This is a genomic window from Kangiella sp. M94, assembly GCF_054926195.1.
In genome coordinates this window covers 1,638,787-1,658,215 of the sequence record NZ_CM142903.1, presented here as the reverse complement: position 1 = coordinate 1,658,215, position 19,429 = coordinate 1,638,787, and the positions used below count along the sequence as shown (strand labels likewise).

Annotated in this window: 16 protein-coding genes and 2 tRNA genes; 17 read left to right on the top strand and 1 reads right to left on the bottom strand. The window is 42.6% G+C overall.

Annotated features, from left to right (window positions below; translation table 11 throughout):
• Nucleotides 1–29 precede the first annotated feature (29 nt).
• Nucleotides 30–224 (top strand): CPXCG motif-containing cysteine-rich protein, encoded by a 195-nt coding sequence (locus ACYTXU_RS07595; protein ID WP_462206025.1) that lies wholly within the window; start codon nt 30–32, stop codon nt 222–224.
• 250 nt (nt 225–474) lie between these two features.
• On the opposite strand, the gene ACYTXU_RS07590 is transcribed toward ACYTXU_RS07595, so the two are convergent.
• The gene (locus ACYTXU_RS07590) at nt 475–927 is read right to left on the bottom strand and encodes a GFA family protein (protein WP_462206024.1); all 453 of its coding nucleotides are present in this window, start codon (nt 925–927) and stop codon (nt 475–477) included.
• A gap of 264 nt (nt 928–1,191) precedes the next feature.
• Here ACYTXU_RS07590 and thrS point away from each other — a divergent pair, with 264 nt between their 5' ends.
• The 16 genes from thrS to ACYTXU_RS07510 all read left to right on the top strand — a co-directional run bounded on the left by thrS (nt 1,192) and on the right by ACYTXU_RS07510 (nt 19,417).
• Nucleotides 1,192–3,111 (top strand): threonine--tRNA ligase, encoded by a 1,920-nt coding sequence (gene thrS, locus ACYTXU_RS07585; RefSeq protein WP_462206023.1) that lies wholly within the window; start codon nt 1,192–1,194, stop codon nt 3,109–3,111.
• 25 nt (nt 3,112–3,136) lie between these two features.
• On the top strand, nt 3,137–3,670 hold the full coding sequence (gene infC, locus ACYTXU_RS07580; protein WP_462209383.1) for a translation initiation factor IF-3: 534 nt from the start codon (nt 3,137–3,139) through the stop codon (nt 3,668–3,670).
• Between the two features lie 155 nt (nt 3,671–3,825).
• Nucleotides 3,826–4,023 carry a 50S ribosomal protein L35 gene (rpmI, locus tag ACYTXU_RS07575; protein WP_015780731.1) on the top strand — a complete coding sequence of 66 codons (198 nt, stop codon included), beginning with the start codon at nt 3,826–3,828 and terminating at the stop codon, nt 4,021–4,023.
• A 15-nt stretch (nt 4,024–4,038) separates the two neighbouring features.
• A complete protein-coding gene (gene rplT, locus ACYTXU_RS07570; protein ID WP_015780730.1) occupies nt 4,039–4,398 on the top strand; it encodes a 50S ribosomal protein L20 in 360 nt (119 codons plus the stop codon).
• 197 nt (nt 4,399–4,595) lie between these two features.
• Nucleotides 4,596–5,642 carry a phenylalanine--tRNA ligase subunit alpha gene (gene pheS, locus ACYTXU_RS07565; RefSeq protein ID WP_462206021.1) on the top strand — a complete coding sequence of 349 codons (1,047 nt, stop codon included), beginning with the start codon at nt 4,596–4,598 and terminating at the stop codon, nt 5,640–5,642.
• Nucleotides 5,643–5,783: 141 nt separating this feature from the next.
• On the top strand, nt 5,784–8,162 hold the full coding sequence (gene pheT / locus ACYTXU_RS07560) for a phenylalanine--tRNA ligase subunit beta (RefSeq protein ID WP_462206020.1): 2,379 nt from the start codon (nt 5,784–5,786) through the stop codon (nt 8,160–8,162).
• Between the two features lie 31 nt (nt 8,163–8,193).
• Complete coding sequence (locus ACYTXU_RS07555) at nt 8,194–8,496, top strand: integration host factor subunit alpha (protein ID WP_015780727.1); 303 nt, start codon at nt 8,194–8,196, stop codon at nt 8,494–8,496.
• Nucleotides 8,474–8,824 (top strand): MerR family transcriptional regulator, encoded by a 351-nt coding sequence (locus ACYTXU_RS07550; RefSeq protein ID WP_015780726.1) that lies wholly within the window; start codon nt 8,474–8,476, stop codon nt 8,822–8,824. Before ACYTXU_RS07555 ends, ACYTXU_RS07550 begins: the two co-directional genes overlap by 23 nt.
• Nucleotides 8,825–8,920: 96 nt before the next feature.
• Nucleotides 8,921–8,997 (top strand) — tRNA-Pro (locus tag ACYTXU_RS07545).
• A 142-nt stretch (nt 8,998–9,139) separates the two neighbouring features.
• A tRNA-Ser gene (locus ACYTXU_RS07540) sits at nt 9,140–9,230 on the top strand.
• Nucleotides 9,231–9,445: 215 nt separating this feature from the next.
• Nucleotides 9,446–10,924 (top strand): type I restriction-modification system subunit M, encoded by a 1,479-nt coding sequence (locus tag ACYTXU_RS07535; protein ID WP_462206018.1) that lies wholly within the window; start codon nt 9,446–9,448, stop codon nt 10,922–10,924.
• Nucleotides 10,921–13,050: a DUF262 domain-containing protein gene (locus tag ACYTXU_RS07530; protein ID WP_462206017.1), complete on the top strand. Its 2,130-nt coding sequence runs from the start codon at nt 10,921–10,923 to the stop codon at nt 13,048–13,050. The genes ACYTXU_RS07535 and ACYTXU_RS07530 overlap by 4 nt, the downstream gene beginning before the upstream one ends.
• Complete coding sequence (locus tag ACYTXU_RS07525) at nt 13,047–14,507, top strand: type I restriction-modification system subunit M (protein ID WP_462206015.1); 1,461 nt, start codon at nt 13,047–13,049, stop codon at nt 14,505–14,507. The genes ACYTXU_RS07530 and ACYTXU_RS07525 overlap by 4 nt, the downstream gene beginning before the upstream one ends.
• A complete protein-coding gene (locus ACYTXU_RS07520; protein WP_462206013.1) occupies nt 14,507–15,754 on the top strand; it encodes a restriction endonuclease subunit S in 1,248 nt (415 codons plus the stop codon). The genes ACYTXU_RS07525 and ACYTXU_RS07520 overlap by 1 nt, the downstream gene beginning before the upstream one ends.
• A gap of 1 nt (nt 15,755) precedes the next feature.
• Nucleotides 15,756–18,722, top strand: a complete 2,967-nt coding sequence (locus ACYTXU_RS07515; protein ID WP_462206012.1) for a type I restriction endonuclease subunit R — start codon at nt 15,756–15,758, stop codon at nt 18,720–18,722.
• Nucleotides 18,722–19,417 carry an HAD family hydrolase gene (locus tag ACYTXU_RS07510; protein WP_462206011.1) on the top strand — a complete coding sequence of 232 codons (696 nt, stop codon included), beginning with the start codon at nt 18,722–18,724 and terminating at the stop codon, nt 19,415–19,417. The genes ACYTXU_RS07515 and ACYTXU_RS07510 overlap by 1 nt, the downstream gene beginning before the upstream one ends.
• Nucleotides 19,418–19,429: the final 12 nt, after the last annotated feature.

Here is a 19,429-nt window from a genome sequence, read left to right as displayed (position 1 = left end):
ATCACCACTGAGCTGATCCAAAATGGGCCATGCTTAGACAAATTGAATCCACCATCTATTGTCCTTATTGCGGTGAGCCGCAAACCATCCTTATTGATCCCTCCGTTATGCAACAGTCGTATATTGAAGACTGCCAGATTTGTTGTCGGCCGATTGAGTTTCAAGTCCAGGTTTCAGCCGATGGCGAAGATGTCAGTATTAACATAGCGACTGACAATGGCTAACCATGCATTTTGTGCAGAAAGTCTTCCTCAATATTATTTACGTACTGCTGTTTGGACTGGGCTGTAAGTTAATTTACTCGGCCTTGAGTGAGTTGCTGTAGATTTTGTGTAGGTTGGCGATGAGCGTAGCGAATCCCAACGTTAGTCGCATAATTGGCATAATTGTTGGGATTCGCTACGCTCATCACCAACCTACATTTAATTATTTTTTGCTCTTGGTAGGGGCAGCCCAATGTGGCTGCCCTATAATCTAAGGATAACTCTTCAAGTCATCCGGCGTTTTCTCGGCACTTTGTTCCTCAAACTCTGACACCACTTCATCGCCGGTCATCATTTTGGTCTTGTTGGCGAAATCATAGTAATGCGGCTTTTGCTCAATATAAATCTGCTCATCGAAATGAAACTTGTCATTGTCGGCGAACAGGCCAACCGGAATGTAATACTTGTCGCTATCTACGAGGCGATAAAACAGGTGCGTACCGCACACATTGCAAAATCCGCGCTCGGCCCATTCGGATGACTTATAAACGCTGATGTGCGCTTCATTTTCCAGAATCAAACCTTCGCCACCATCGACACCAAGCATGGGGCCACCCGACCAGGTGCGGCACATGACACAATGGCAAGCACCAATACTGTCGCCGAGATTGGGCGCGCTGATTCCTGTTTTTCCACACAGACATTGAGCAGTTGCATAACTCATAGCAGTAATTTCCTTAATTGGCCTTAAAAATTATAAGATTATCCATAAAACCTAATGTTTTACAGGGCTTTTTGCTATATCCTATTGCATATATTCATCGGGTTCCCCGATAATTTCACATTAACACCTCAATCAGCCTCATAATCCAGGTTGACGGGTGTTTTTTGCGACTGTGTTTTTAAAGCTCGGTTGCTTTTGTACTGTTAATTAACCGATTGAATAATAGCCCATTCGTAGGGGCTATATTCGAAAGAGAGAGTAAAAATGCCTGTAATTACATTACCTGATGGAAGTAAGCGTGAATTTGACCACGCAGTCTCAGTTTATGACGTTGCAAACGACATAGGTCCCGGATTAGCCAAAGCTGCATTAGCGGGCAAAGTGGATGGTCAGATGGTAGACACCAGCTTTGTTATCGAAAACGATGCGGATTTAGCAATCATCACCGAGCGCGATGAAGATGGTTTGGAAGTGATTCGTCACTCAACCGCCCACTTGTTAGCGCAAGCGGTACAGCGACTGTTTGATAACGTTCAAGTCACCATCGGGCCAGTAATCGATAATGGCTTTTACTATGATTTCGCGACTGAGAAGCCGTTTTCAGAAGACGACTTGCGCGCCATCGAAAAAGAGATGGAAAAAATCACCAAAGAGAACTTGCAAGTTGAGCGCACTGAAATGGGCCGTGACGAAGCGGTTGCTTTCTTCCGTAACATGGGCGAAGAGTACAAAGCTGAAATCATCGAGTCGATTCCACAGAACGAAACCTTATCCTTATATCGCCAGGGTGATTTTATCGACCTGTGCCGTGGCCCACACGTGCCTTCCACTTCGAAACTGAAAGCATTCAAGTTGATGAAAGTTGCCGGCGCTTACTGGCGCGGCGATTCAGACAACGCCATGCTGCAACGTATTTACGGCACAGCCTGGACTAACAAGAAAGAACTGAAAGCCTACTTGCACCGCTTAGAAGAAGCGGAGAAGCGTGACCATCGTAAAATCGCCAAAGCTTTGGACCTGTTCCATATTCAGGAAGAAGCACCGGGCATGATTTTCTGGCACGACAAAGGCTGGACTATTTATAAAACGCTTGAGCAGTACATTCGCGAGCGTTTGAAAGAACATGATTATCAGGAAGTGAAAACGCCACAGATGGTCGACCGCAGTTTGTGGGAAAAATCAGGCCACTGGGACAAGTTTGGCGACGACATGTTTACGCTTAAATCAGACGAGCGTGATTATGCGATTAAGCCAATGAACTGCCCATGCCACGTCCAGATTTTCAACGTTGGCCTGAAAAGCTACCGTGACCTGCCATTGCGTATGGCCGAGTTCGGTTCTTGCCACCGTAACGAACCATCGGGTGCCTTGCATGGCATCATGCGTCTGCGCAACTTTGTGCAGGACGATGCGCACATTTTCTGTACTGAAGATCAGATTCAGGAAGAAGTGTCCAAGTTCATCGAAATGCTTTATGACGTCTACGCAGACTTTGGTTTTACCGACGTTATCGTCAAGCTTTCAACGCGCCCAGAAAAGCGCGTCGGCACTGATCAAGAGTGGGACAAAGCCGAAGCGGCACTGGCCGACGCTCTGAAAGCCAACAACATTCAATTCGAATACCAGCCAGGCGAAGGTGCTTTTTATGGCCCGAAACTTGAGTTCACACTAAAAGATTGTCTCGAGCGTCACTGGCAATGTGGTACTATTCAGGTTGACTTCTCAATGCCGGGTCGCTTAGACGCAGAATATGTGGCGGAAAGTGGCGAGCGCGAAACTCCGGTGATGTTGCACCGAGCCATTTTGGGGTCACTTGAACGATTTATCGGTATTTTGATCGAAGAATTCGCTGGAAAATTCCCTGCTTGGTTGGCGCCAACTCAGGCTGTTGTCATGAATATTACCGACAAACAGGCCGATTTTTGCCAAAAAGTGGTCGAATCCTTGAAAAATAAAGGTTTTAGAGTGAATTCGGACTTGAGAAATGAGAAGATCGGCTTTAAAATTCGCGAGCAGACTCTAGCACGCGTGCCATTCTTGTTAGTGGTCGGTGATAGAGAAGTCGAAAATAACCATGTTGCAGTCCGTACTCGTGATGGGGAAGACTTAGGTAGCATGAGTATTGAAGCCTTTGCTGAGTTGCTAGAAGCAGAAGTTGCGAAGCGAGCCAGAAAGGCTGACTAGGCACTAATTAAAGAGGAAAATTACCATCAGAAAAGGTGATAAGCGCTCCGATAGACAGCGCATAAACGAAGACATCCGGGTGAAACAAGTTCGCCTGATAGACGCCACCGGTGAAAACGTAGGCGTAGTAGATATAAAAGAAGCCCTGGCTCAAGCTAAAGAAGCTAACCAGGACTTAGTGGAAGTTTCGCCAGATGCGGATCCTCCAGTTTGTAAAGTGATGGACTTCGGTAAGTTCCTTTTTGAGCAGAAGAAAGCGAAAGCAGCTGCTAAGAAAAAACAAAAAGTAACTCACGTGAAAGAAATTAAGTTTCGCCCAGGGACGGACATAGGAGATTATCAGGTAAAACTACGCAACCTGATACGTTTCCTGGAAGACGGGGACAAGGCGAAAGTAACTGTTCGCTTCCGTGGTCGTGAGATGGCGCACCAAGAACTCGGAATGGAGTTGTTGAAGCGTGTCGAAAAAGACCTGGAAGAATATGGAGCAGTTGAACACCGCCCTTCAATGGAAGGTCGTCAGATGACGATGGTGATTGGCCCCAAAAAGAAAAGGTAAGTAAGAAGAGTCTCGCAAGAGCACTTACACTTTTCATAGGTTGGGCAGCATGGTGTAACCACTGAGCTGTCCGTTTTTATAACTAGTCATGCGCTCAAACGATTGCACAACTTTAAAGCAATGGCCATGACGGGTAACAATGCGAGTATTTTATTATGCCAAAGATGAAAACTGATCGCGGTGCATCGAAGCGTTTCAAGAAAACTGCTTCTGGCCGTTACAAGCACAAACAATCACACTTGCGTCACATCCTGACCAAGAAATCAACGAAGCGTAAGCGTCATTTACGTCATGCTAAGTTAGTTGATGCTGCTGACACACGTTCAATCGATCGTATGTTGCCAAACGGTTAAGGTGAGGATTAAGAGATGCCAAGAGTAAAACGTGGTGTGACTGCCCATGCGCGTCACAAGAAAATCTTAAAGCAAGCTAAAGGTTATTATGGTGCACGTAGTCGTGTATACCGTGTAGCTAAACAGGCTGTTATCAAAGCGGGTCAATATGCATATCGTGACCGTCGTCAGCGTAAACGTCAATTCCGTGCTTTATGGATTGCTCGTATCAATGCTGAAGCTCGTGTACACGGTTTGTCGTACAGCCGCTTTATCAATGGTTTGAAAAAATCAAACATTGAAGTTGATCGTAAAATGCTAGCAGAATTAGCGGTTTTTGATAAAGTAGCTTTTGCTGCTTTTGCAGACCAGGCTAAATCTGTCCTTGAAGCTTAATAAGCTGATAACTGTTCTTTAACGAGAAGAGTATTTTAGTCGCCCTCGGGTGACAAGCGATTGAAGTAAAAAGGAAGGGCAGAGATGCTCTTCCTTTTTTTATGCAATTTCAATTAGACGTAATACTTTTAGACAGAATACTTGATAGACGCAGACACAGTCTTTAATAAATACAGTACTTAACAACGAGAATTCTCATGGTCGATACACAGGGTACGAGTCAACAGGACTCCAGTTTACAAGAGATTATTTCGCAGGCTGAACAAGAGATTTCAGCGGTTCAAAGTTTACCGGAGCTAGAGCAGGTAAAAGCCCGCTTCGTCGGTAAAAAAGGCCTGATAACAGCTCAAATGCAACAAATGGCCAAACTTCCACCGGAAGAAAAGCCAAAGTTTGGTGCCCGTGTTAATGAAGCTAAAAAAGAAGTGTTCGCCATAATCGAAGCGAAGCAAAAATCCATTAAAGACGCTGAGATCGCCAAGAAACTAGCTGGCGAAACGATTGACGTCACTCTGCCTGGTCGTAACATCCAGGACGGCGGTGTTCATCCGGTCAATCGTACCTTACACAGAATCGAATCCTACTTTGCGCAAATGGGCTTCTCGGTCGAAGAAGGCCCGGAAGTGGAAGACAACTTCCATAACTTCACTGCGCTGAACATCCCTGAGCATCACCCAGCGCGCGCCATGCACGATACATTCTATATCGATGCCGAGCGTTTATTGCGTACTCATACTTCGCCAGTGCAAATTCGCGTGATGGAAGAGCAAAAGCCGCCATTCAGAATCATTGCACCGGGTCGTGTTTATCGTTGTGACTCAGATTTAACGCACACCCCCATGTTCCATCAGGTGGAAGGTTTATTGATTGACGAAAGCACCACTTTCGTTGACCTAAAAGGCATTCTGGACGAGTTCCTGAAGCATTTCTTCGAGAAAGATTTGGCTGTTAGATTCCGCCCGTCCTACTTCCCATTCACAGAACCATCGGCGGAAGTCGATATCCAGTGCGTGATGTGTAATGGCGACGGTTGCCGCGTCTGTAGCCACACCGGTTGGCTGGAAATTCTAGGCTGCGGCATGGTGCATCCGAAAGTACTCGAAGCCGTCGGCATCGACAGCGAAAAATACACCGGCTTCGCCTTCGGTATGGGCGTCGAGCGTCTAACTATGCTGCGTTATGGCGTGAATGACCTTCGGTTATTTTTTGAGAATGATTTGAACTTTCTTAAACAGTTCAACTGATAGCACGGGCTCCGATTTGTGTCACTCCCGCGAAAGCGGGAGTGACAATAAAATATAAATGTAGGGGTGATTCACGAATCACCCAATAACAGAATTAGCGAATAAGCAGCTACTCCAAGGTAGCAAACTAGGTAAAGCATTATGAAATTCAGTGAAAAGTGGTTACGAGAGTGGGTAAACCCTGAAATTTCTACTCAAGAATTAGTAGAAAAATTAACAATGGCTGGCCTGGAAGTTGATGGTTTTGAATACCTGGGCAATAAATTCTCAGGCGTTGTGGTCGGCGAAATCGTAGAAGCCGAACAACACCCGGACGCCGATAAACTGCGCGTCTGTAAAGTATCGGTCGGTTCAGCCAGCGACGAAGACCTACAAATCATCTGCGGTGCGCCAAACGCACGCGCAGGCATCAAAGTCGCGGTTGCCATGATTGGCGCCGTTTTGCCGGGCGACTTCAAAATCAAAAAAGCCAAGCTGCGCGGCGTTGCTTCTCATGGCATGCTGTGTTCATCAACTGAACTTGAGATTGGCGAAGACGGCGACGGCATTGTTGAACTGGATAGCCAGGCGCCACTAGGCCAAGACCTAAAAGATTATTTCGACCTCAATGACCACGTTATCGAAGTGGATCTGACGCCGAACCGTGGCGATTGTCTAGGCGTTCGTGGCATCGCGCGTGAAGTGGGTGTGTTAACCCAAACCGCGGTCACCGAGCATAAACCACAGGCATTAACACCTGAAATCAGCGACACGCTACCGATTAAGCTCTCTGCACCGCAAGCCTGCCCACGCTACCTTGGTCGCATCATTAAAGGCATCAACCCACAGGCCAAAACGCCTGACTGGATGGTTAAATACATCGAGCGCTCAGGCGTTCGTGCCATCGACCCAGTGGTTGACGTCACCAACTTCGTATTGCTGGAACTGGGCCACCCAATGCACGCGTTCGACCTTAAACAAATCGAAGGCGGCATCGATGTTCGCATGGCGAAGCAGGGCGAGAAACTAACCTTGCTAGACGGCCAGGAAGTCGAACTGACTGACGACACACTATTAATCGCAGACCACAACAAGTCACTAGCCATTGCTGGCGTGATGGGCGGCGAACATTCAGGCATCAACAGCGAAACTGACAACATCTTCCTCGAAAGTGCCTACTTCGACCCGATTGCGATTGCCGGTCGCGCACGCCAATACGGCCTGCACACAGACGCATCACATCGTTATGAGCGTGGCGTTGATTTTGAATTGCAACGCACCGCCATGGAGCGCGCTACTGAACTGCTACTAGAGATCGTAGGCGGCCAGCCAGGCGACATCATCGAAGCAGTTGATCACGACGCCATGCCAACCAAGCGCCACCTGCGTTTGCGTCGTCAGCGCATCGAGCGCGTTGTCGGCTTCCCATTCGCCGATGATCAGGTAGAAGACATCCTGACTCGCCTGGGCCTCAAACTAACCGCTAACGCAGACGGTTGGGACGTGGTGGTGCCAAGCTTCCGCTTCGACATCGACAACGAAGAGAGCCTGATTGAAGAGCTGGTGCGCGTTTACGGCTACAACAAGCTACCAAGCCGCAAGCCACAAGCCGAAATGGCCATGTTCGACCAGCCAGAAAACCGCGTCTGGAAAAACGACATGCGCGACGCACTGGTCAAGCGCGGTTATCAGGAAGTCATCACCTACAGCTTCGTTGAGCCAGAATTCCAATTACAACTGCACCCGGGCATTGAACCATTGCCGCTGATGAACCCGATTTCCAGCGAAATGGCGGTCATGCGCACCAACTTATTGCCGGGCCTGGTGCAAACCGCAAAATTCAACATCAACCGCCAACAGAACCGCATCCGCATCTTCGAACTTGGTTTGCGCTTCATCAATTCCGGCGACACGCTAGAGCAGATCCCGACCATTGCCGGTCTGGTCTGCGGCCTGCGTAACAAAGAAAGCTGGAACACCGATGGCGAAAAGGTTGATTTCTACGACCTGAAAGGCGACGTAGAAGCCTTATTGCAAGCCACTAACAAGTCATACGACTTCAAAACCCTGCACATGGACATCCTCCATCCGGGCCAGGCAGCCGAGATTAGCGTCGACGGCCACGCAGTCGGCTATATCGGTAAAATCCACCCACAGGTACAGCAGGAAATCGACCTGGATATGGACGCATTCGTGTTCCAGATGGACCTTGCGCCGCTCTCTGAGCGCCAATTGCCTGAATTTAAGCCATTATCCAAGTTCCCGTCGATCCGACGCGATCTTGCGCTAGTTGTCGAAGATTCTGTGAAAGCGGGCGAATTACTTGATTTTATTGTAAAAAATGGTGGGAATTTACTGACAGATGCCCATATTTTTGATATATACAAGGGTGAGCACTTGGAACCAGGCAAGAAAAGTATTGCATTGGCCATGACACTCCGTCATCCGGACAAGACACTCGAAGACGCAGAAATCAATGCTGTAGTCGAAAAAGTAGTGTCTGGACTTGCTGAGCAATATGGAGCGGCGTTAAGAAACTAACGGCTTCGACTGGAATCAAAGGGGATATATTATGGCACTGACAAAAGCTGACATGGCAGAACGTTTGTACGAAGAGCTAGGGCTTAACAAGCGTGAGTCTAAGGAAATCGTAGAAGCGTTTTTCGAGCAGATCCGTGATGCCCTGGAGGATGGATATAACGTCAAACTTTCCGGTTTCGGAAACTTTGAACTCAGGGACAAGGCACAACGGCCTGGACGTAACCCGAAAACCGGAGAAGAAGTTCCAATCAGCGCGCGACGCGTTGTGACCTTCAAGCCTGGACAAAAATTAAGAGGAAAAGTCGCCGACTATGTTGGAACCGAGCAACAATAACGAATTGCCGGCAATCCCCGGCAAACGCTACTTTACTATTGGGGAAGTAAGCGACCTTTGCGCAGTAAAGCCACACGTCCTACGCTATTGGGAACAAGAGTTCGACCAACTTGATCCGGTGCGTCGTGGTAACCGTCGATACTACCAACGCGACGACGTCCTCATCGTACGCCAAATCCGTTCGCTACTATACGAACACGGCTACACGATAGGCGGAGCAAGACAATGCCTCAGCGAAAGCAACGGCGAAGAAGCTCCGGTCAACAAAGCGCAAATCGATGAGTTAATCGAAGAGCTCGAAAAACTCAAGCAATTCTTAGCCGCATAAAGCCCGCTGAGAATAAGCTAAACAAATCATTGCAAAATTAAGGAAATGCGGTACTATTGGCACCGCATTTTTTATTGCCTAAATGAAAATGCTAGTCGGAGCGTGGCGCAGCTTGGTAGCGCACTTGCATGGGGTGCAAGGGGTCGGAGGTTCAAATCCTCTCGCTCCGACCAATTCATAACCAAAGTTAGATACAGTTTAGATTAAATAGTAATCAAAACTGACCGGTTATTGAAAATAACAGTAAAAACAGCGAATTTTTTGCTAAAAAGGCTTCCATAAGGAAACTTCATACGGTATTATTTCGCGCAATTCGGAGAGGTGGCAGAGCGGCTGAATGCACCGGTCTTGAAAACCGGCGTGGGTTTGTAGCCCACCGTGGGTTCAAATCCCACCCTCTCCGCCATATCTCAAAAAGACGCTAATCAGCGTCTTTTTTTGTGCCTGGAATTCTTGCCTTCAATTAGTATCTCTTTAATCAAACCATTACTTTCTAATGCAAATATGCATTGCCTTTTAAAGTTGAACGAGGTCACATTAAAGGCTAGTATTCAAAGCAGCCTACAAATTGTTACATAACTAGAATAACAACCACGGATCAAAATTACACAATGAGAATGTATGGGTAAATTATCTCTATCTGAGCTTGAGCAATATCTTTCGAAAGCTGCCTGGATCTTAAAAGGGCCGGTTGATGCCTCTGACTTTAAAGTTTATATTTTTCCACTTTTATTCTTTAAGCGTATTTCTGATGTTTATGATGAAGAATTCCAGCTCGCGTTAGAGGAGTCTGGCGGCGATGAAGAGTACGCAGCATTGCCTGAATTTCACAGGTTCGAGATTCCTGATGGTTGCCATTGGAACGATGTTCGAGAAAAAACCACTAATGTGGGCCAAGCTATTCAAGATGCTTTAAGAGGCATTGAGCAAGCAAATCAAGAGTATCTTTATGGTATCTTCGGTGATGCACAGTGGGGTAATAAGAATAAACTAACCGACGCGTTACTCCTAAACCTGATTGAGCACTTCTCACAGTACATCTTAAGCAACGCAAACGTTGAACCGGATATTCTAGGTAATGCCTATGAGTACCTGATCAAGCACTTTGCAGACTTAACCAATAAGAAGGCGGGAGAGTTTTATACACCTCGCTCTGTAGTGCATCTAATGGGCTTAATATTAGATCCCCATGAAGGTGAAACCATCTATGACCCCGCCTGTGGAACTGGCGGTATGCTTTTAGAGTGTGTTGACCATCTAAAGGATAATGGAGAAGATTTTAGGACTTTGAAGCTATATGGGCAGGAAAAAAACCTGACTTCTAGCTCGATTGCTAGAATGAATATGTTTCTACATGGAGTTGAGGATTTTAATATCTTCCGAGGTGACACTCTTCGAAATCCCGCATTTTTCGAGGCTGACGGCCTCAAGACCTTTGACTGTGTGATTGCAAACCCTCCATTTTCACTAAAAGACTGGGGCGCAGACCTTTGGGTTAATGACCCATACGGAAGAAACATTGCTGGAACTCCACCAAAAGGCAACGGTGATATGGCCTGGGTTCAGCATATGATCAAATCTATGAATAGTACGGGTCGGATGGCTGTTGTACTACCGCATGGTGCATTATTCAGAAAAGCATCAGAAGGAAAAATTAGGAAAGCTCTACTAGAGAATGATTTATTAGAAGCGGTTATAGGTTTAGGCCCTAATATATTCTACGGAACTCAATTAGCCGCCTGTATTATGGTTTTCAAACAGAACAAAGAAGAGCATAAGAAAGATAAAGTGTTATTCATTGATGCCGCTGATCAAGTCCGCGTCGGTAGGGCTCAAAACTTCTTAGAACCCAAACATGTTCAGCAAATCTACGAGTGGTATAAGGCTTATCAAGACGTAGAAAATTACGTCAAAGTAGCTTCATTCTCAGACTTAGAAGAAAATGATTTCAATCTAAACATTCCATTGTATGTAGAAAAGATTATTGAAGATAACCTTCCAAGTGTAGAGGAAGCAATGGCTGACCTAAAAGAGGCCTGGCAGGAATGTTTAAAAGCTGAAGAAGAGTTTAAAAAAGTATTAGGGAGGTTTTTGCAATGAGGGAGTTAGAATCATTAGATGAAGTTTTTAATAAACGAATTTTTAGAATACCAGATTATCAAAGAGGATATGCTTGGGGCCAAAAGCAGTTTGTAGAGTTTTGGGAGGATTTAGTAAGCCTTGATACAGACCGCTCCCACTATACAGGTGTGCTATCTATAAAAAGAGTGCCTGTAGAGAAATATAGCAACTGGAACGAAGAAAGCTGGTTAATTGAAAAGCGAAGATACACTCCATTTTATGTTGTAGATGGCCAACAGAGATTAACAACAGTATCTATTTTTCTACAATGCTTAATCGAGGTAATTCAAAAGCTTACAAAGGAAAAGGTTCCTCATGAAAAGGACGTGATGCTTGGTTCTTATAGGCTTTCGGACATAATCGAGCAGTATATTTGTGTTGAAGAACCGAAACATGAAGTTAATAAAACTTACAAATTTGGCTATGAGACTGATAACCCTTCTTTCGAATTTTTACGACATCGAATATTTAATGAGCCCAATGAAGGTACAGTTAACGAAACTTTTTATACATTAAATCTAGAGAATGCTAAAGAATTCTTCAAGCAGAATATAAATCAATATGCAGAGGATTTCGGTATTGATGGAATTGAAGAGCTTTTTAATAAATTAACTACTAGATTTCTGTTTAATGTCTATGAAATAAAAGATGATTTTGATGTGTTTGTTGCATTTGAGACGATGAATAATCGTGGTAAACAACTGTCTGATCTTGAATTACTTAAAAATCGATTAATTTATCTAACGACTCTGTATAAAAATAGACAAGTTGATGAAAATACAAAAGAGTCAATTAGGAAGAAAATTAATGATGCATGGAAGGAGGTTTATTTTCAGCTTGGTCGCAATAAAAAGAATCCTTTGAATGATGATGAGTTTCTTAGGGCTCATTGGATTATGTATTTTAAGTATTCGCGTGTTAAGGGTAACGACTATATTAGATATTTGCTAGATGATTATTTCAATCCTAAAAATGTCTTAGAAACCATAGTTATCAATACTTCATCCCTTGAGCAGGTTGAAGAAATCACGGATGAAGAAGAGTCGGATGATGAGTCTCCTACAATTGAAGAAGAGCCTCAAGTTGAAATAGTATCAAAGCGTACTATCAAAGATATAGACAATTATGTTTCAAGTCTAAAGGTCGCTTCTAAGACATGGTATTCAACATATTTCCCTCAGAATTCTGATGCACTGAATGATGATGAAAAAATATGGATGGATAAGATAAATCGAGTGAAAGTAAGTTATTTTAGACCGTTAATTATGGCCGCTCTAATTAGAACAAATAAAGGTGAGCCAGCCAGATTGAAACTTCTGAAAGCCATAGAACGCTTTTTATTCCTCGTGTTTCGGATAAATAGGATGCAGTCAAACTATAGAAGTAGTTACTACTATAGAGCAGCTCGTTCTGTGTATTTTGGTGAAATGAGTATTGATGAAGTTTTGGCCAAGCTTGATAAAGATCTTAAAAAGGCATGCTATACCGATGACCATTTTGATGCTAAAGGATTTGAAACCTTTATTGATAGAAAGTTTAAAGATGGTGGGGATGGATTTTATGGATGGAATGATCTTAGGTATTTTCTTTTTGAGTATGAAGAAAGCTTAAGAGAATCTAGAGGTCAGCCAAAACTGAGTTGGTCTAACTTTACGAAAAGTGATAAAGATAAGGTTTCAATTGAGCACATTCTCCCTCAAACACCCACGGATCCATACTGGATTGAGTTATTTGAACATTTTGATGATGAAAGCTTGAACTCAGCAACGGGTAGTTTAGGAAATCTTCTTCCACTATCCAGTGCAATTAATTCTAGTTTACAAAATGATTCTTTCGATAATAAGAAAGAAGCCAAATATGATTCAAATCAGAACTTAATTAGAAACGGGTATAACAATGGGTCTAATTCTGAGCTAGAAGTAGTGAACCAATATTCTACTTGGGATGTATACTCAATTATCAGGAGGGGATTGAAGCTGCTTTCCTTCTTAGAAAACCGATGGGGTGTTAAGTTCGAGTCTAAAGAACAAAAGCTCAAATTATTACATTTAGAATCGTTTGGTGAAAATGTAGATGATAATGGAAAATTAAATAACAGCCTATGAACCAACAAGAATTAGAAAAATACCTTTGGGGTGCTGCGACTAAGCTTCGCGGTACTATTGATGCTGGTGACTATAAGCAGTATATATTTCCTTTGTTGTTCTTTAAGCGTATCTCTGATGTCTATGATGAGGAGTTTGAGTTAGCGCTAAAAGAGAGTGATGGTGATTTAGAGTACGCTGCTTTTGCTGAGAATCATCATTTTCAGGTTCCTGACGGGGCGCATTGGAATGATGTACGAGAAGTAACGACTAATGTTGGCTCTGCTATTCAAAACGCTATGCGGGCTATTGAGCAGGCTAATCCAGATACCTTGTACGGTATCTTTGGGGATGCCAGCTGGACGAATAAAGAGCGTCTGTCAGATGAAATGCTGATTGAGCTTATAGAGCATTATTCTCAATATAAACTTAACTTAAGCACTGTCCCTGATGATCAGCTTGGTAATGCCTATGAGTATTTAATCAAGAAGTTTGCTGATGATAGTGGGCATACAGCTGCTGAGTTTTATACCAACCGCACAGTGGTCAAGCTCATGACCATGATTATGGACCCTCAGCCGGGTGAGTCCGTCTATGACCCTACCTGTGGTTCTGGTGGACTATTATTGAACTGTGCCCTCCATTTAAAAGAAGAGGGTAAAGAATACCGAACTCTAAAGTTGTATGGGCAAGAGATTAACCTTCTTACTTCAGCGATTGCACGTATGAATATGTTCATGCATGGAATTGAAGAGTTTCAGATCATTCGAGGCAACACCCTATCCAATCCAGGCTTCTTAGAAAACGATGAACTTAAGAAATTTAATGTCATCTTAGCTAACCCTCCGTATTCAATAAAATCATGGGACCGTAAATCTTTTATGGATGATCCTTATGGCAGAAATCTATGGGGAACTCCTCCACAGGGTTGTGCCGACTATGCATTCCAGCAACATATCCAGAAAAGCCTTGATGACAAAAATGGTCGCTCTATTTCGCTATGGCCTCATGGGATATTATTTCGTGACTCTGAAGCAGCTATGCGTAAAAAAATGGTGGAAGAGGATTTGGTCGAGTGTGTGATTGGTTTAGGCCCAAACCTTTTCTATAACTCACCGATGGAAGCCTGCTTATTGATTACGAAAACAAATAAAGAAGAAAGTAAGAAAGGTAAGGTGCTGATTATTAATGCTGTTAAAGAAGTGAGACAGGATAAAAATATCGCTTTCTTGGAAAAAAGCCATATAGAGCGTATTTATAATGCTTATAAAGCATATACAGGTGAAGAGGGTTTTGCAAAGGTAGTTAGTATTGAAGATGTTCTAAACCATAAAGCCAGCCTCAATATGCCATTGTATGTAAGCAATGTAGATACCAGTAAGACTAATCTGACATTAGATGAAGCTATTCACAATTGGAAACAATCTTCGGAGCAATTAGCTACAAGCATGAATCAGTTGTTTAAGGAACTAAGTTAATGATGAAAGAACCAACAAAGAACTTAAACATTGATTTGAATAATTTAGATAAATCTAACTGGAAAACATATCGCTTTGATGAAATTGCGACAAATATTTCTGAAAGAGTCGACCCTAATAATACAGATTTGAAAGTTTACATAGGTTTAGAGCACTTAGATTCTGGTTCTATTCATATTAGGCGTCATGGTTCTCCAGACGATGTAAATGGTCAAAAGCTCAGGTTTTATAAAGGTGATGTGATTTTTGGTCGTCGTCGTGCATATCAACGCAAGGCCGGTGTGGCGACCACTGATGGATTTTGTTCTGCTCATGCATTGGTTTTGAGAGCGAATCCAGAGGTGATTGATCCGGAGTTATTTCCATTTTTCTTACATTCAAATTTATTTATGAACCGAGCAATTGATATTTCAGTGGGATCGTTATCACCAACAATCAATTGGGGAACGTTAAAACATCAAGAGTTCTTGATACCACCAGTAAAAATTCAGAGGCTATTATCAAAATTATTTAATAAGTTATATAAATATATTAATACCGTAGAGAGTGTTATCGAAAATAATCAAACATACCAGAATAGTAGTTTTAATTTTTTGCTTGAAGGTGGGAAAAGAAAGAGAACGAAGAAGACTTGTTTTGGCTTATTACCAGAAGAGTATCAAGTGTTGAAGATAGAGGATTTTTTAGTACCAAAGAAAGGAGCCATGAAAATGGGGCCTTTTGGTAGCTCATTGAAAAAGGAGTTGCTAACATCCGAAGGAATAAGGGTATATGGTCAAGAGAATGTTTTTAACAATGATATGAGTATAGGCGAGCGATACATATCTGGTGAATATTTCGAGCAGAAACTAAAGTCCTGTGAGGTTAAACCTGGGGATTTTTTAATATCGATAATGGGCACTATAGGAAAAACAATGATAGTTCCAGAAGGTATTCAAAAAGGAATTATGGACTCTCATCTAATTAGGCTGCAAATAAATAAGGAGATGCTTGAACCTAATATACTGAGACTTCAGTTCAGTTCAAATTTAGTAACACATCAAATAAACAGGTTGGCTGTAGGTGGCATAATGGATGGGCTAAGCTCGGGCACTCTAAAAAAAATAAACTTTATCGTTCCGCCAATGAAAGATCAATTGAAAACTCTACAGCTAATTGGCTCGACGCAAAAAACTACTGCTAACGCCCAGAAAAAACTTAACGATCTATATATTCTGAGAAATGTAATTTCAGAGGTGGTTTTCTAAAATGGGATTTACCGAATTAAATAGTGTGGAACACTACATCATCCATCAAGTGAGTGGCACCAACCTAAACTCTAACCAACTGTTGGAGCATAAACCTGCTCCTGTTTCTGTGCAGTGGCAATACAAATCGCCAGAGCAGCTTGAGCGAGGGGTTAATGAGGTTTTGGTTGAGCCTGAGATTGTAAAGGCTTTACTGCGTCTTAACCCAGAGATTGAAGCTAATCCCAATTTGACTGATGAGGTAATCCATAAACTCCGCGCTATTTTAATTTCTGTAAATCAAGTGGGGTTGGTTAAAGCTAACGAAGAATTTTTTAAATGGTTATCGGGCGACAAGACCCTACCATTTGGTGAAAATAATCAGCATATCCCTATTAAGCTAATTGATTTTGACGATCTGAGTAACAACTCTTACATAGTTAGTAACCAATATCGAGTCCATCATAGAGAAACCAAAATTCCTGATGTTGTTTTCCTTATTAATGGTATTCCTGTCGTAGTTGGGGAAGCGAAGACTCCTATCCGACCTTCAATCAGTTGGCTCGATGGCGCTAATGAGATCCATAATGTCTATGAGAACGCTGTTCCTCAGTTATTTGTACCTAACATTTTATCCTTTGCGACAGAGGGTAAAGAGTTGTTCTATGGAGCAATTCGATGCCCATTAGAGTTTTGGGCGCCTTGGCGAGTTTACGGTAGTGATGACGTATCGAAAGCCTTAGGGCTTTCTGAGGTTGGTAAAGAGCTTAACGACTTACTACATCCATACAGACTGCTGGATATACTGAGAAACTTTTCTTTATTTTCAACGAATAAGAAAAAACAACGTATAAAGATTATCCCCCGTTTCCAGCAATATGAAGGTGCTAATAAGATAGTTGAGCGTGTTAAAGCAGGTGAGATTAAGAAAGGCTTAATCTGGCACTTTCAGGGTTCAGGTAAGTCATTGCTTATGGTGTTTGCGGCACAAAAGCTTAGAAGGGCTCCTGAGTTAAAAAGTCCAACGGTCATAGTTTTAGTAGACCGTACCGATCTTGATACTCAAATTAGTGGAACATTTAATGCTGCAGATGTCCCCAATGTCGAAACTACAGAAAGCATAAGTGATTTACAAAAGCTCTTAGAGAGAGATACCCGCAAAATCATTATTTCCATGATTCATAAATTTAGGGATGCTAAACCTAATATGAATACTAGGGATAATATTATCGTCTTAGTCGATGAAGCTCATAGAACTCAAGAAGGGGATTTAGGCAGGCAGATGCGAGCGGCCTTGCCCAATGCCTTCTTATTTGGTTTAACCGGTACACCAGTCAATAAAGCAGACAAGAATACTTTCTGGGCATTTGGCGCTGAAGGAGATAGCGGTGGTTACCTGTCTCGGTATACCTTCCATGACTCTATTCGAGACGATGCTACGTTGCCTTTACATTTTGAACCACGCTTAGTAGATGTTCATGTTGATAAAGAAGCTATTGATGCTGCTTTTGAAGAGTTCAAGGAAAGTGCCGCATTAACGGATGAAGAAGCGGACGCATTGAATAAAAAGTCAGCAAAAATGGCAGCATTCTTAAAGTCTCCAGAGCGTGTCGAAAAAATAGTAGAAGATATAGCTGACCATTTCAAAGAGAAGGTCGAGCCTCAAGGGTTCAAGGCAATGATTGTCACCTCAGATCGATATGCTTGTGATCAATATAAGGAAGAGCTGGATAAGCACTTCCCGGCAGAAGCCAGCAAAGTGGTTATATCTACCACAGCAAATGATGATTACGACTTTAAACAGAAATACTCTTTAACTAAAGATCAGCTTAGCGATATTGTAGAAGAGTTTGAAGACAAAGGTTCTGAGCTTAAATTTATTATCGTAACTGCGAAGTTGCTCACGGGCTTCGATGCTCCAATCCTACAAACGATGTATTTGGACAAGTCTTTAAAAGACCATACACTTCTCCAGGCTATTTGTAGAACGAATCGCCTATACCCAAATAAGACTTTCGGAAGAATTGTTGATTATTTTGGTGTATTTGATGATGCTGCAAAGGCGTTAGAGTTTGATGAAACTGAAGTTAAGCAAATCATCACCAACCTCTCAGAGTTACGCTCCAAGCTACCTCAGGCAATGACTGACGCTTTATCGCACTTTGAAGGTGTCGATAGGACCATCGAAGGGTTTGAAGGCCTAGAAGCTGCTCAAGAAGCGATAGCGACTGATGAAAAGAAAGATGCCTTTGCGCAAGACTTTAAATACCTGTCAAAGCTCTGGGAGTCGCTATCTCCAGACAATATGCTGGATATTTATAACGAAGACTATAAATGGCTAGCCCAAGTCTATGAGTCAGTAAAACCAGCGTCGGATAACATCGGTAAGTTATTGTGGCTTACTTTAGGCGCTCAGACCACAAAGCTCATACATGAGAATGTTCATGTAGGTGATATACATCATCTCAATGAGTTCGTCATGGATGCTGATGTCATTGAGGATATATTCAATAACCCAAGTCCTCAAAGAGTAAAGCAGTTAGAAAAAGCCTTAATCAAAAGATTTAATAAACACAAAGACCTCCCTAAATTTAAGTCTCTAAGTGAAAGGCTTGAAGAGTTAAGAGATAAGGCTGAAAAAGGCCTAATTGCCTCAATCGACTTCATTAAAGAACTCTGCAAAATCGCAAAAGAAACAGTCCAAGCGGAAAAAGAGCTTGCAGAAGAACTTCAAGAAAAGACTCCAAAAGCGGCACTAACCGAGTTGTTCTTAGAGTTAAAAACAGACCAAACCCCCGCCGTAGTAGAACGAATCGTCAACGACATAGACGCCATTGTGAGAGTCGTACGCTTCCCAGGCTGGCAAAACTCCGTATCAGGGGAAAGGGAAGTACAAAAATCACTACGCAAATCGTTGCTAAAGTATAAGCTCCACAAAGACCAGATTTTATTCGATAGGGCTTATGCATATATTAAGGAATATTATTGATGGATAATTGGGTTATTTTCGATGCAGATAACACTCTATGGGACATTGAACACCTATATGATGATGCTAGAGATGAATTATGCAAGGTGTTAGCTGAGGAGGGAGTGGACAAACTAGAAGTAGAAAGTTATCAGAAACAAAGAGATGTAGAGTTGTACAAAACCTACGGTTACTCCTCTTGTAGATTTGCAAGATCGTTTGAGGATACTGTATTACATTTTCTTGGTAATAAAGAAACGAATAACTTGATTGTTCACTGCCGTAAGATAGCACTAGAAGTATTTGAGTCCGAGCCAAAACACAATGAAAGTGTGGAAGAAATATTTGAAACGTTATCTCAAAAATACAAGTTAGGGCTGATAACAGCTGGGGAAACCTGGGTGCAAGAGAAAAGGCTCAGGAAGTTTCATTTAAGGCATATGATAAAGGCAGTTGAAGTAGTTGAGAAGAAAACTGAAAGTGTATTTATGGATTTTATGTCAAAGTACTCTATAAATAACCATAACTCTTTTATGGTTGGAGATAGTCTAAAATCAGACATACTACCCGCATTAAGTTGTGGTCTAAATGCAATATGGTATTTAAACCATAATTGGAAAGATAATGAAAACAATGCAAATGAATTGGATGATAAAAGTGAAAGTGAAGGCGCAATCAAAATCAAAGAATTAATAGAAGTGTTAAATCATTGTTAAGGTGATTATATT

Coding starts and splice junctions, on each gene's coding strand:
- ACYTXU_RS07590 (WP_462206024.1), bottom strand. CDS start 927: ATGAGTTATGCAACTGCTCAATGTCTGTGTGGAAAAACAGGAATCAGC.
- thrS (WP_462206023.1), top strand. CDS start 1,192: ATGCCTGTAATTACATTACCTGATGGAAGTAAGCGTGAATTTGACCAC.
- ACYTXU_RS07530 (WP_462206017.1), top strand. CDS start 10,921: ATGAGGGAGTTAGAATCATTAGATGAAGTTTTTAATAAACGAATTTTT.
- ACYTXU_RS07510 (WP_462206011.1), top strand. CDS start 18,722: ATGGATAATTGGGTTATTTTCGATGCAGATAACACTCTATGGGACATT.
- rpmI (WP_015780731.1), top strand. CDS start 3,826: ATGCCAAAGATGAAAACTGATCGCGGTGCATCGAAGCGTTTCAAGAAA.
- ACYTXU_RS07535 (WP_462206018.1), top strand. CDS start 9,446: ATGGGTAAATTATCTCTATCTGAGCTTGAGCAATATCTTTCGAAAGCT.
- ACYTXU_RS07550 (WP_015780726.1), top strand. CDS start 8,474: ATGTTGGAACCGAGCAACAATAACGAATTGCCGGCAATCCCCGGCAAA.
- ACYTXU_RS07525 (WP_462206015.1), top strand. CDS start 13,047: ATGAACCAACAAGAATTAGAAAAATACCTTTGGGGTGCTGCGACTAAG.
- ACYTXU_RS07555 (WP_015780727.1), top strand. CDS start 8,194: ATGGCACTGACAAAAGCTGACATGGCAGAACGTTTGTACGAAGAGCTA.
- ACYTXU_RS07520 (WP_462206013.1), top strand. CDS start 14,507: ATGATGAAAGAACCAACAAAGAACTTAAACATTGATTTGAATAATTTA.
- ACYTXU_RS07515 (WP_462206012.1), top strand. CDS start 15,756: ATGGGATTTACCGAATTAAATAGTGTGGAACACTACATCATCCATCAA.
- ACYTXU_RS07595 (WP_462206025.1), top strand. CDS start 30: ATGCTTAGACAAATTGAATCCACCATCTATTGTCCTTATTGCGGTGAG.
- rplT (WP_015780730.1), top strand. CDS start 4,039: ATGCCAAGAGTAAAACGTGGTGTGACTGCCCATGCGCGTCACAAGAAA.
- pheS (WP_462206021.1), top strand. CDS start 4,596: ATGGTCGATACACAGGGTACGAGTCAACAGGACTCCAGTTTACAAGAG.
- pheT (WP_462206020.1), top strand. CDS start 5,784: ATGAAATTCAGTGAAAAGTGGTTACGAGAGTGGGTAAACCCTGAAATT.